At 31.3% G+C, this 13174-nt stretch carries 12 protein-coding genes; 6 read left to right on the top strand and 6 right to left on the bottom strand.

The features are described 5' to 3' along the window. Nucleotides 1-23 precede the first annotated feature (23 nt). The 4 genes from FBF21_RS08075 (at nt 24) to FBF21_RS08060 (ending at nt 7345) form a co-directional block, all read left to right on the top strand. Complete coding sequence (locus FBF21_RS08075) at nt 24-1166, top strand: restriction endonuclease subunit S (protein ID WP_002851154.1); 1143 nt, start codon at nt 24-26, stop codon at nt 1164-1166. A gap of 10 nt (nt 1167-1176) precedes the next feature. Continuing rightward, a complete protein-coding gene (locus FBF21_RS08070; protein WP_168985472.1) occupies nt 1177-2943 on the top strand; it encodes an ATP-binding protein in 1767 nt (588 codons plus the stop codon). A gap of 2 nt (nt 2944-2945) precedes the next feature. Continuing rightward, the gene (locus tag FBF21_RS08065; RefSeq protein ID WP_002858356.1) at nt 2946-6041 is read left to right on the top strand and encodes a type I restriction endonuclease subunit R; all 3096 of its coding nucleotides are present in this window, start codon (nt 2946-2948) and stop codon (nt 6039-6041) included. 227 nt (nt 6042-6268) lie between these two features. Then, nucleotides 6269-7345: an alcohol dehydrogenase catalytic domain-containing protein gene (locus FBF21_RS08060; RefSeq protein WP_002851455.1), complete on the top strand. Its 1077-nt coding sequence runs from the start codon at nt 6269-6271 to the stop codon at nt 7343-7345. Between the two features lies 1 nt (nt 7346). On the opposite strand, the gene FBF21_RS08055 is transcribed toward FBF21_RS08060, so the two are convergent. Together FBF21_RS08055 and FBF21_RS08050 are read right to left on the bottom strand one after the other, a co-directional pair. Then, nucleotides 7347-7796, bottom strand: a complete 450-nt coding sequence (locus FBF21_RS08055; protein ID WP_002851461.1) for a lipocalin family protein — start codon at nt 7794-7796, stop codon at nt 7347-7349. Further along, nucleotides 7784-8131 (bottom strand): helix-turn-helix domain-containing protein, encoded by a 348-nt coding sequence (locus FBF21_RS08050; protein WP_002855295.1) that lies wholly within the window; start codon nt 8129-8131, stop codon nt 7784-7786. Before FBF21_RS08050 ends, FBF21_RS08055 begins: the two co-directional genes overlap by 13 nt. A 99-nt stretch (nt 8132-8230) precedes the next feature. On the opposite strand from FBF21_RS08050, the gene FBF21_RS08045 reads away from it, so the two are divergent. Both FBF21_RS08045 and FBF21_RS08040 read left to right on the top strand, forming a co-directional pair. Continuing rightward, nucleotides 8231-8809, top strand: a complete 579-nt coding sequence (locus FBF21_RS08045) for an NAD(P)H-dependent oxidoreductase (RefSeq protein WP_002860674.1) — start codon at nt 8231-8233, stop codon at nt 8807-8809. 32 nt (nt 8810-8841) lie between these two features. Then, nucleotides 8842-9738, top strand: a complete 897-nt coding sequence (locus tag FBF21_RS08040) for a DMT family transporter (protein WP_002869215.1) — start codon at nt 8842-8844, stop codon at nt 9736-9738. On the opposite strand, the gene FBF21_RS08035 is transcribed toward FBF21_RS08040, so the two are convergent. From FBF21_RS08035 to tupA, 4 genes are all read right to left on the bottom strand, one after another. After that, a complete protein-coding gene (locus tag FBF21_RS08035) occupies nt 9735-10700 on the bottom strand; it encodes a biotin-dependent carboxyltransferase family protein (RefSeq protein ID WP_002858255.1) in 966 nt (321 codons plus the stop codon). The two genes, FBF21_RS08040 and FBF21_RS08035, sit on opposite strands and share 4 nt — an antisense overlap. Continuing rightward, a complete protein-coding gene (pxpB, locus tag FBF21_RS08030) occupies nt 10681-11421 on the bottom strand; it encodes a 5-oxoprolinase subunit PxpB (RefSeq protein WP_168985471.1) in 741 nt (246 codons plus the stop codon). The genes FBF21_RS08035 and pxpB overlap by 20 nt, the downstream gene beginning before the upstream one ends. Before the next feature lie 9 nt (nt 11422-11430). After that, nucleotides 11431-12198 carry a LamB/YcsF family protein gene (locus FBF21_RS08025; protein ID WP_002851457.1) on the bottom strand — a complete coding sequence of 256 codons (768 nt, stop codon included), beginning with the start codon at nt 12196-12198 and terminating at the stop codon, nt 11431-11433. Between the two features lie 141 nt (nt 12199-12339). Continuing rightward, the gene (gene tupA / locus FBF21_RS08020) at nt 12340-13149 is read right to left on the bottom strand and encodes a tungstate ABC transporter substrate-binding protein TupA (protein ID WP_002867875.1); all 810 of its coding nucleotides are present in this window, start codon (nt 13147-13149) and stop codon (nt 12340-12342) included. Nucleotides 13150-13174 lie beyond the last annotated feature (25 nt).

The raw sequence follows: 13174 nt of genomic DNA, 5'->3' as shown, positions 1-13174 counted from the left end.
AATAAATTCCGAGGGATTAAGATATGAATAATTGGAAAAAATGTAAGCTTGGGGATATTGCAGAGATAACAATGGGGCAATCTCCAAAATCAGAATTTTATAATTTTGATAATATAGGTATGCCATTTTTACAAGGCAATAGGACTTTTGGTAGGAAATATCCTTATTTTGATACATATTGCACTGAATATAAAAAAATAGCTAAAAAGGGTGAGATTTTATTTAGTGTGAGAGCTCCTGTCGGAGATATTAATTTCGCAAACAATGATATTTGTATCGGTAGGGGCTTATGCTCCATGAATGCAAAAAATGGTGAAAATGAATTTTTATATTACTTATTACACAACTTAAGAAGTGTTATTATAAATAATGAGTCTGGTAGTGTTTTTGGCTCGGTAAATAAAAATGATTTACAAACAATAGAAATTTTATTACCGCTATTAGAAGAGCAAAGGCAAATTGCTACTATCTTAAGTAGTATTGATGACAAGATAGAACTACTACACGAGCAAAACAAAACCCTAGAAGAACTCGCCCAAACTCTTTTTTTAAATTGGTTTAAAGATAGAGAATTTAATAGCACTATTAGTGATTTTATATCTATGCAAAATGGTTTTGCTTTTAAGAGTAAAGATTTTATAGATTATGGTAACAATGGAGTAATAAAGATAAAAAATATTTCAAATGGAATTGTAGATATTGTAAATACTGATAAGATAAGCCAAAATACTATAAATGAAGTTAATAACAAATTTAATATAAATTCTGGAGATATTTTATTTGCAATGACTGGTGCTGAGATAGGTAAAATGGGTATCGTTCCAAGTACAAATAAAAAATTATGGTTAAATCAGCGAGTAGGAATGGTAAAAGAAAGGTTTTTAGGAGCTAGGTTTTTAGCATATATACATTTAACTTCTGAATTTGGTTATGACTATGTTATCAATTCAGCTACTGGCAGTGCTCAAGAAAATATAAGTGCGACAGATATTGAAAATTGTCCATTTGTTAAGCTTACGAGTGAAGAGATTGTGAGTTATTCTAAACAATTAAATGATTTTTTTGAAAAAATTATATTTAATCTAGGAGAAATTCAAACCCTAGAAAATATGCGTGATATACTTATCCCAAAACTCCTAAACGGAGAAATAAAAATAACTAACTAAAGGAGAATGTGTGAATAAATATAAGTTTGTAAAATTTCAGGTTAAAAACTTTCGTTCTTTATTGGATATTACTTTAAATATAGACAATAATAATATAAATACAATTTGCGGTGAAAATAATATTGGAAAGACTAATTTTTTGAGAGCCTTAAATTTATTTTTTAATCATAATAATGGTGTGGAGTATAATCAAAATGAAGATAGACCATATCATATTCAAAAGGGATCAACTGGTGGTAGAAAAACAGAATTAATAGGCTATTTTACAAAAAATAATGTCACACATATTTTAAAAGTTGAATTTCATAAAGATAAGATTGTGTATATATTAAATGGAAAGATGGTTGAATGGAAAGTTGCTAGAGATATTATAGAAAGTTTTAAACTTTTATTTATAGAAGCAAGTAATGTGAATATGCCTAGCGTAATTTCTGCTATTTTAGAAAACGATGCTTTGTTAGCCTTAGATAATAAACGAAAAAAGCAAAGTGAGCCTTTAAGAACATTGAAATTATTCATAGAACAATCAAAGAAAGCTATAGAAGATATAGAAAAGGATATTAATATATATTTAAAACAAATGTTAGATTTTGATAACACCTTAAAAGACAAGGAAATAAAAATTAGATTTGCCGAATTTGAAAAATTAAGAGATGTTGTAAAAACTATGACATCTGTTACTTTAGACGATGGAAATGACCACTTAATGGATCATAAAGGGAGTGGTGCTCAAAGAATAGTACTTTTATCTTTAATGCAATATATTACAGATAAAATTACAACAGATATAATATGGGCAATTGATGAACCAGAAGCATTTTTGCAGCCAAAATTACAAAAAAAGATTATGGAAATATTTAAAAATATTGTAAGAGAGAAAAAGCAGCCTATAATTATGACAACACATTCTCAATACTTTGTAGATTTTAATAATTTAGTCAATACTCATTTGTTTAAATTGACAAAAGAAGAAAAGATTTATGCTAGAAAAAAAGGTAGAGTATTTCAAGAAATTAACACAAAACCGATTTATATAGGCACTGCGTTTGAAAAGTTATCTGTTATTAAAAAACATTTAGGTATAGAAACCAATGATAATTGGGATATTATGCCTTATAATATTTTAGTTGAAGGAGAAGAAGATAAGAAATATTTGCAAATGCTAATAGAAATTTTAAATTTATCTATGCCAAATATAATACATTCTGGTGGTGCAACTAAAATAGCAGGTTTTTTAGAATATTTTAATAATCAGTGCAGTTATACTTCTTTTAAACCATATTTTATATGTATTTTTGATAACGATGAAGAAGGTAGAAAACAATACAATAAAATATCAAAAGATAATTTATATCCAAACATAAAGCTAGATGCAAAAAAATTAAAAAGATATGGAGAATCGATACAAGAAAATAATAGAGATATTTGGGAGATTGAAGATTTCATGCCTATAAAAATAATAGTAGATGCAGTTAATATTATACTTAAGTATAAACAATACAATACGATAACAAACTCTCAGATAAGTGATAGAAAAAAACTAGCATTTAAAAATATGTCAATTTTGGATTATTTAGAAAAATGTATTGCTGATAGAAATGAAGAGAAAGAAAGATTTATATTAAACACTGAATCAAGAAAAAAAGAAATTTGCCAAAACGCATTTAGGGCTCGTGAAAAATATACAAAAAATGATTTAGAAGATTATCATGTTGATTTTATGAATGAACTTATTGATAGCTTTAACAAAGTAGATTTGATAAAAAAGGATAACTAAAAATGAGCAAGGCGAAGACTAGTGAGTTTGATTTAGAGCAGTTTGTTATATCATCACTACTTGAGCATGGGTGGTGCTATGAAAAGCCTGTAAGAGCCACTGATGAAGTTTTGCTAGAAACTAGCCTTGTAAATGCACTTTGTAGGCTAAATCCACAGCTTGATTTATCAAAAGCTAATGAAATTTATAAGGAGCTAAAAAGCAAAAATCATCTTAGCCTTTTAGATAGCAATGAAAACTTTCATTATAAGCTTGTAAATGGGGTAAATATAAACACTACAAAAGACGGCGAAAGCAGAGCTGATATCATAAATCTAATTGATTTTAATAATGCAAGCAACAATGAATTTATAGCAACAAACCAGCTAAGCATCACAGAAGCTAAAGAAAACAAAATCCCCGATGTAGTGCTATATATAAATGGAATTCCGCTTGTTTTAATGGAGCTAAAAAGCCCAAGCGATGAAAACGCCACGATAAACTCAGCTTATAATCAAATAAACACTTATAAACAAACAATCCCAAGTATTTTTACATATAATGCTTTTTGTGTGATAAGCGATGGGTATTTTGCTAGGGCGGGGAGTATTTCGGCTGATTTTTCAAGGTTTATGGCGTGGAAAAGTAGCGATGGGATAAACTACGCTCCAAACAAGTCTTTAGAAATTAAAACCTTAATAGATGGTATGCTAAATCCAAAAACCTTGCTAGATATCATTTGCAATTTCATAGTTTTTGAAAAAGAGCAAATAAGAGATTTAAATGGTATTTTAAGTATAAAAACTACCAAAAAAATCGCTTGCTATCATCAATACTACGCAGTAAATAAAGCCATTAGTAGAACAATCACAGCAAGTAGCAAAGACGGAGATAAAAAAGGTGGCGTGGTGTGGCATACGCAAGGTAGTGGGAAGTCTTTGTCTATGGTGTTTTATAGTGCTAAAGCGATAAAGGCTTTAAATAATCCTACGATTTTGCTTATCACGGATAGAAATGATCTAGATGATCAGCTTTTTGGTACTTTTGCAAGTTGTGCGAACCTTTTAAGACAAGAGCCAAAACAAGCAAACGATAAAGAGCATTTAAAAGAGCTTTTAAGGGTAGCTAGTGGTGGAGTGGTATTTACTACTATTCAAAAATTTAGTCCAGAAAATGATAATGTATTTGAGTGCTTATCGCTTAGAGATAATATCATCGTAATTGCAGATGAAGCACACAGAACCCAATACGGCTTTGATGCAAAAGTAGTAGAAGAAAAGTCAAAAAGTGGCGATGTGCTAGGGCAAAAGATAGTTTATGGTTTCGCAAAATATCTGCGTGATGCTTTGCCAAATGCTACTTATATAGGATTTACAGGAACGCCAATTGAAAGCCATGATATAAACACCCCTGCAGTTTTTGGAAACTACATAGATATATATGATATATCAAGAGCTGTTGAAGATGGTGCTACTGTGAGTATATATTATGAAAGCAGACTTGCCAAAATAGAGCTAAGCGAAGAAGGAAAAAGGCTTGTAAATGAATTAGATGAAAAGCTTGAAAACCAAGATAGCCAAAAAGCAAAAGCTACTAAGCTAGAAGCTTTAGTAGGTAGCACAAGCAGACTAAAACAAATCGCTAAAGATATAGTAAAACACTTTGAAACAAGGTCTAGTAAGCTCGGCGGAAAAGGTATGATAGTAAGTATAAGCCGAAGCGTAGCTATAAAACTATATGATGAAATCATAAAAATAAGACCAAGTTGGCATAGCGATGAGCTAAGTAGCGGGGCTATAAAAGTAGTGATGACTTCAAGCTCTAGCGATGGGGTAGAGTTTAGTAAACATCATACAAGTAAGATTCAAAAGCAGTTTTTGGCAAATCGTATGAGAAATATAGACGATGAATTAAAACTAGTTATAGTGGTGGATATGTGGCTAACTGGCTTTGATGTGCCATCGCTTCATACTCTTTATATAGATAAGCCTATGAAAGGGCATAATCTAATGCAAGCTATAGCTAGAGTAAATAGGGTTTATAAGGATAAACCTAGTGGGCTTGTGGTGGATTATCTTGGGATTGCAAGTGATTTGAAAAAAGCTTTATCATTTTATAGTGAAAGTGGTGGCAAGGGCGATATAATCACTACTCAAGAAGACGCTGTAAAAGTGATGATAGAAAAGCTTGAAATCGTAGAACAAATGCTGCCAAATGACTATGAAAAATACTTTGAACTTGATACGGGGGCTAAACTTGAATATATACTTGATGTAGAAGAGCATATATTATCAAATGAAGATGGTAAGAACAGATTTATAAAAGAATTTGCAGCACTTGATAAAGCCTACACGATAGCTATGCCACACGAAAAAGCTTTGAGCATAAAGAATAAAATCGCTTTTATGTATGCGATAAAGGCTAGGTTTTTAAAGTTTGCTAAAGAAAATGAGAATGAAAATTTGCTTAATCAAGCTTTGATAAAGCAAGTAGTAGATAAAGCTATTGTATCATCTAAAGTGGTGGATATTTTTGATGCTAGTGGTATAAAAAAGCCTGATATATCTATACTTTCTGATGAGTTTTTACTAGAAGTAAAGAATATGAAGCGTAAAAATTTAGCCTTTGAAATGCTAAAAAAGATACTAAATGATGAGATAAAAGCAAGAGAAAAGCTAAGCCTAACAAAGGCTAAAAAATTAGCACAAATGCTTAGTGATGCTATCAAAAAATATAACAATAAGCTAATCTCATCAAGCGAGGCGCTAGATGAGCTAATAAATATGAGTAAAAGCATAGTAAGTATGGAAGATGAGGCTAAGAAGTTAGGTTTAAAAGACTATGAATACGCCTTTTACTCAGCACTTGCTTGTAATGATGAGTATGAAAAGATTTTAGGCAATGAAAAACTATTAGCACTCGTTAGTGAAATACTGCAAATTATCAAAAACAATGTAAGTATAGACTGGATGATAAAAGAAAATGTAAGAGCAAGATTAAGAGTAGCTGTAAAAAGAGTGTTAAATAAGTATGGTTATCCACCTGATATGCAACAACTTGCAATTGATGGAGTTTTAGCTCAAGCTGAAATTTTGGCTAAGGAATTAGCTAACGAGTAGAATTTAAGCGATACTGAAATTAAATTTGTTTGTATTATTTTCTTTTATCTTTATTATAGATAGCTTGATTTGTCGTTGCAACTATGTCTTTGTTATAAAATTTGCTTAATTTTATACAATTTCACTAGTATCCAGTATTTATACTAATTTTTAAAAAATTATTTTCACTCTTGACTTATAGCTACTCTAATGTTTTATAATTATAAAAAATCAAAAAAGGAGCAAAAATGCAATACAAAATTTTAGAAAACAATCGCATCGCAAGTAAAGGCTATGCAATGCTTAGCAAGGATGCGAAATTTACACCTTTTGAATTTAGCCGCCATGCTATTGGCGATAATGATATTTTGATTAAAATCCTATATGCAGGCATTTGTCATAGCGATATTCACACCGCAAGAAGCGAGTGGGGAGAAGCTACTTATCCTTGCGTGCCTGGGCATGAGATAGCAGGAGAAGTTATCGCTGTGGGTAAAAATGTGAGTAAATTTAAAGTAGGAGATTACGCAGGGGTTGGTTGTATGGTAAATTCATGCGGTGAGTGCGATGCTTGCAAACGCTCACAAGAGCAGTTTTGCGAAAATGGCAAAACCATCTTTACTTACAATAGTTGTGATGTATTTCATGGCAATGAAAACACTTATGGGGGCTACTCAAACAACATAGTTGTAAGTGAAAAATTTGCCGTTTGTGTGCCAAAAGATGCACCGATGGAAAAAGTCGCGCCTTTGCTTTGTGCAGGAATTACCACTTATTCTCCGCTTAAATTTTCAAATATCAAAGAAGGCTCAAGCGTAGCAGTAGCGGGATTTGGCGGACTTGGTATGATGGCGGTTAAATATGCTGTGAAAATGGGTGCAAAGGTTAGCGTTTTTGCTAGAAATGAAAACAAAAAAGCCGATGCTTTGGCTATGGGTGTAAGCTCATTTTACACAAGCTGCGATAAAAACGCTGTAAAAGAACGTTTTGATTTAATCATCTCAACCATTCCAACGCCTTATAATCCTGCTATTTATTTGGATTTGCTTAAATTTGGCGGTGAAATGGCGATAGTGGGTTTGCCACCTCACGAAGTTGCTCCAAGTATCAGCGTGATAACCTTTGTACATAAGGCAGGTAAAAAGGTTTATGGCTCGTTAATTGGTGGTATTGCTGAAACTCAAGAAATGCTTGATTTTTCTTTAAAACACGGAATTTATCCAGAAACCGAGCTTATTACCCCACAAGAAATCGATAAAGCTTATGAAAATCTAACCTCAGGAAAGGCTAAATTTCGCTATGTCATTGATATGACAAAAGAATAATTTAATACTTATCAAAAACCACATCGCTAATGTCAAATCCCCTTTGCTTAGCGATGTTTAAAAGCTCTTTTATATTTTTTTCATCTATTATATTTCTTGCTAAAATCCAAAGATATTTTTTATCAGGACTACCCACAATGGCAACTTTATACTCGCTATCAACAAAAATGATTTCATAATTTACTTTATTAAAAAGGTTCATAAAGATGTTAAATCTCACTGCTAATTGCCTATTTGAAACGATTTTTGCCTTACCCTTTATACTTGAAATTTCATTTTTTTTACTGCAAAAATTCTCAATTTCTACATAAGGAATGCCATTTTTGTATTTAAGCTCGTATTTTGCCTTTGAATTTAGGCAAGATTTTTGAAAAAAGGCCGGTTTTCTAGCTATTTCAAGCCATTCTCCCATATAATTTTGCAAAGAAAGTTCACCAATTAATTCAAGCATTTTTTCCCTTTTTTGTCTTTCTTGCCCCATTTGCTCATAGCTTGTAAAATGGGAATTAAACTTTGTCCACGTTTGGATAAGCTATATTCTACCTTGGGTGGAATTTGAGCGTATTCTTTTCTGATAATTAAACCATCGTTTTCTAGTTCTCTTAAGGTATTGGTTAAAGTTTTAAAAGATATGGAGCTTAAAAAGCGTTTGAGTTCATTATAACGCACGATTTCATAGCGAAATAAGCAGTATAAAATACTCATTTTATATTTTCCATTAATTAATGCTAGAGTATAGTTAAATCCACATTCTTCGAAATTGCACGGAGAATTCTCTTTAGTCATTTAACATTCCTTTAGTATAGTATATTACTTTATTTTCTGTATTGAAAATGATATTATGCTAAGTTATAATTGTATCATAAAATTTAAAAAAGGATAAAAATGAAAAATATACTCTTGCTTAATGGTGCTAAAGAATTTGGAAATTCAAAAGGACAACTTAATTTGACATTGCATAATCATGCTTTAGAAATTTTAAAAACACTAGGATACGAGGTAGATCAAACTCACATAGATCAAGGATATGATCCTAAAGAAGAGATGCAAAAATTTATAAAAGCTGATGCTGTGATCTATCAAATGCCAGCTTGGTGGATGGGGGAGCCTTGGATAGTTAAAAAATATATCGATGAAGTGTTTGGTTTGGGTGCTGGAGTGCTTTTTAAAAATGATGGAAGAACTCATGAAAATCCTAGTAAAAACTACGGAAAAGGTGGTTTAGATCATGGTAAAAAATACATGTTTTCTCTCACTTGGAATGCACCTCTTGAAGCCTTTAATGATAAAAATGAATTTTTTGAAGGAAAGGGTGTAGATATGGTGTATTGGCATTTGCATAAGGCTCATGAATTTATAGGTATGAAAGCTTTACCAACTTTTATGTGTAATGATGTGGTAAAAAATCCTCAAGTGGAAAAATATCTAAACGAGTATGAACTACACTTGAAAAAAATTTTTTAAAAAATTTGACTTAAAAATTTCAAGGTGCAACATTGACTCGAACAAAGTATTTGTATATCTTGCTTGTTATTGCTATGTTTTTATGGGGCTCATCTTGGCCAACATCTAAGATTTTAGCAAATTATACGGATACTTCTATTATTACCTTTTGGCGTTTTTTCTTTGTTGTATTGGGTTCATTTTTTGTTTTAAACTTCTTAAAAATTCCTCTTAAAATCGAAAAAACTGCCTTAAAATGGGTATTGATAGCAGGAGTTTTAAATGGGCTTTATGCCTTTGTATTTTTTATCGCTATAAAGCACGGCTTGGCAGGCAAAGGAGGAGTTTTAGTAACCACTATGATTCCTATTTTTTCTTATTTGATATTTATGATAGCGATATTTTTTCAAAAAAACAAAAAATCAACTCACAAGATCACAAAGAGTGAAATTCTAGGCTTATTTTTAGGTTTATTATCTGGATTTTGTTTGCTAAATTTAGGGAGTTTAGAAGATTTATTTGGTAAATTTAATATTTTATTTTTAACTTGTTCTTTTATTTGGGCTTTGATGGCAGTGTTTAATCATAAAGCCAAAGGAGCTCACCCTTTGGCGATTAACTTTTATATTAATCTCATTTCTATTTTAATGTTTTCTTGGATATTGTTTGATGTAAAAAGTTATGAAATTTTTCATTTTGAATTTAAATTTTGGATCAGTATGTTTGTCGTGGCTTTTTTATCAACTATTATAGGAACTAGTATTTATTATTATGGGATTCACATTTTAGGAAGCGTTAAGGCAAATTCTTTTGTTTTAATCACTCCTGCTAGTGCTTTAATTTGTAGTTATTTTATACTAGATGAGGTGCCAAATGCACTTACCTTGTTAGGTTGTGCCTTGGCTATAGGTGCTATATATTTTATCAATATTTATGGCAAAAAAGCTTAGATTAAATTTTCAAAATCAAGATTGATTTTTTGATCCATAGCTTTAAATTTCATTTCTCTTTGTTTATAAAGTTCTAAGGCTTCTTGCATGCTAATGCTTTGAAATTTAAAGCTAGAACCTAACTTAGCTTGTGCGAGTAAGCTTAGATCATTTTCTATAACCGTGGCTATTTTTGTATAGCCTCCTGTGCTTTGTCTTCCTGCCATTAAAATGATAGGAATACCACTTTTTGGCACTTGTATACTTCCAAAAACCGCAGGATCTGAGATGATATCTGCTGAGTTTTTATGCTCTATACTTTCACTAGATTCTGCATAAATTGCCATTCTATCGCTTTTTAAACCTACTTTATAAGTAGTATTTAAAAAGGTTTCTATGCCTTTTTGGGTAAAAGCATCTTCATTTGTTCCTAAAATAACGCGTATAATAGGCTCTTTAGGGCTTTTAAAAAGAGGATTTTCACATTCTCTAGCTTCTAAATTAAAAGGTATAAAAGTATTATGAGTATTTAAAATATCATCTTTTTGCAAAGCTCTTCCTTCAAAAACTCCAGCTCCCATTTTAGCATCACTGGATTTAGAGTTTAAAAAACTTTTTACTTCAAAGCCACCCGCTACGCATAAATACCCACGAAAACCTATTTTTGCTAAATCAAGTTCTAAAATATCGCCTTTATTTGCTTGATATACTTTGCAAGTTTTGATTTTTTGATTATCAAGCTTTGCCTCAAATTCAGCTCCACTTAAAACAAAATAATTCTCATCTAAAAATTCGTATTTTCCACCCTTTAAACAAAGCTCAATTCCTGCTTCATCTTGTTTGTTTCCAAGCAAGATATTTGCCATTCTTAAAGCATCTTCATCCATAGCTCCACTTCTTGCTATGCCAAATTTAGCAAATTTTTTTCTACCAAAGTCTTGCAAACTTGAATTTATAGATGCTTCAATGATTTTTATACTCATAAATTTCCTTTTGATAGACTTTTTTAGCAACTTGCTCTTGGATATCGAAAAATTCATCTTTTGAAATGGCTTTAAATTTTAAAAACATACCCGCTTTTAAAAGAGTGGGATTTTTTTCATCTTCTTTATCAAAAAATTCCAAAGGTGTTCTAGCAATGATTTGCCAACCCCCTGGACTTGATATGGGATAAACTCCTGTTTGTTTATCGGCTATACCTACACTTCCAGCTTCTATTTTTGCTCTAGGGCTTGAAAGGCGTGGGGTAAAAAGTCTTTCATCTAAACCTCCAAGATAAGGAAAACCTGCCATAAAACCTAGCATAAAAACAAGATAATAAGGTTTAGTGTGAAGAGATATAAGCTCTTCTTTTGAAATTTGATTGTGTTTGCACACAAATTCTAAATCCAGCCCAAATTCTTCATCATAACAAAGTGGAACTTCTATACAAAGACTTGAGTTTTGTTCTGCAAGTTTAATATCCTTTTTAATTTTTTCCAAAAAATCAAGCAAGGAATTTAAAGAAAGCACGCAAGGATTAAAATATATAAGCAAGCTTGCATAAGCACTTGCCAACTCATCAATCCCATAAATTTCACCTTCTTTTAGGGCTTTTTGTATCCTTTGTTCTGTGCTTAAAACATAGGCATTGATTTGAGGTGAAATTTCTTGCTCAAAACGCAAAAGCAAAGCTTTACTTCCACTAAAATGCACACTAAACATTGCTAAAACTTATATAAAATTTTCCAAAGCACAAATTTGAATTTGCTCTTTTTTTAAATTTTCTTTGATTTTTTTAACAAATTCTAAAGCTTTTGCATTATCCCCATGAACACAAATACTATCGGCTTTTAAATCAATTTCCTTGCCATTTATGCTTGTAACTTTGCTTTCTTTTATCATTTTTATCACGCGTTTGATAGCTAAATTTTCATCGTGTATTAACGCCCCTTCTAATTTTCTTGAAACTAAAGTGCCATCATCATTATAGGCACGATCTGCAAAAACTTCATTAGCATATCTTAAACCCTTTTTCTTAGCTGCTTCATTCATAGCAGAATTACTAAGCCCTAGAAAAATAATATTTTCATCAAAACTCGCCACTGCCTCACAAAGTGCTAAGGCTAAATTTTCATCAATAGCTGCCATATTATAAAGCGCCCCATGGGCTTTAAAATGCTGTATTTTCATACCTTTTGCCTTAGCAAAGCCAAATAAAGCTCCTAGTTGATACAAGGCATAGTTTTTAGCCTCTTCAAAGCTTATTTGCATATTGCGTCTTCCAAAACCCAAAAGATCAGGATAAGATGGATGTGCTCCTATGCAAACACCATTTTGCTTGGCTAAATTTAAGGTTTCATCCATCACACAAGGATCACCCGCATGAAAGCCACAAGCGACATTTACTGAACTTACAAATTTTAAAATTTCTTCATCCATTCCCATTTTATAGGCGCCAAAACTTTCCCCTAAATCACTATTTAAATCCACTTTGAACATTATTTGACCTTGTATATTTAATTATTGATTTTATTATATCTAAAGAAGAATTTTAAATAAGCTAAAAGTTTTGAAAAATAAATAAAAAAGTTACAATAAGTAAAAAATGATATTTTAAGCAGGTTAAAACCTGCTTAATTTTTAGTCTTTTCTTGTTTTTGCATCAATTACAAATAAAGGTTTATTAAGAAGTTTAAAATCAGCAATGAAATTTAAAGTCTTATCACTTGTTACCCATTTGATAAATTTACTAGCTTCTGTATAATTTACATTTTTACAATGCTTAGGATTTGTCGCTATAACAGAATAAAAATTTTTAAGACTATCATCGCCTTCATTTACAATAACTAAGTTTGGTTTGCCTTTTTCATTGGCTTCATATTTGATATAAGTACCACGATCGGTTAAAATCACACCTTTTTTTTCTTCAGCGATTTTAATGCTTGCTAACATACCTTGTCCGCTTTGTTGATACCAGCTTTGCTTTTCAGGAACACCACCAAGATTTTTCCAAAGGCTTTTTTCTTTATTGTCAGTGCCTGATTTATCGCCTCTTGAGATGAAAGTAAGCTTTTCATTTTTGATAAGTTCTAAGCTTTCTTTTAAATTTTTACCTTTAAATTTAGAAGCTAAAGATTTATCTGCGATGATGATAAAATCATTATACATCACAGGAGTTCTATCTACGCCAAAGTCTTTTTTCATAAATTCTTTTTCAGCCTTTGGAGAATGCACAAAAAGCACATCAGCATTGCAATCTTCACCCATTTTTAAAGCCGCACCTGTTCCTACGGCAACCCATTTTAAGGTATTGCCACTTTCTTTTTCATAAAGAGGTTTTAGAGCATCTAAAAGTCCTGTATTGTCAGTGCTTGTTGTAGTTGCCATTTTAAGTTCTGCTGCACTTGCACTTAAAGCTAAAGCAAGGGCTAAAGAAATGATTTTTTTCATTTTTTTTCCTTATAAATTTACATAA

Source organism: Campylobacter sp. CFSAN093238 (genome assembly GCF_012898015.1).
GTDB lineage: Bacteria > Campylobacterota > Campylobacteria > Campylobacterales > Campylobacteraceae > Campylobacter_D > Campylobacter_D jejuni.
This window is presented reverse-complemented; position numbering and strand designations above follow the sequence as displayed.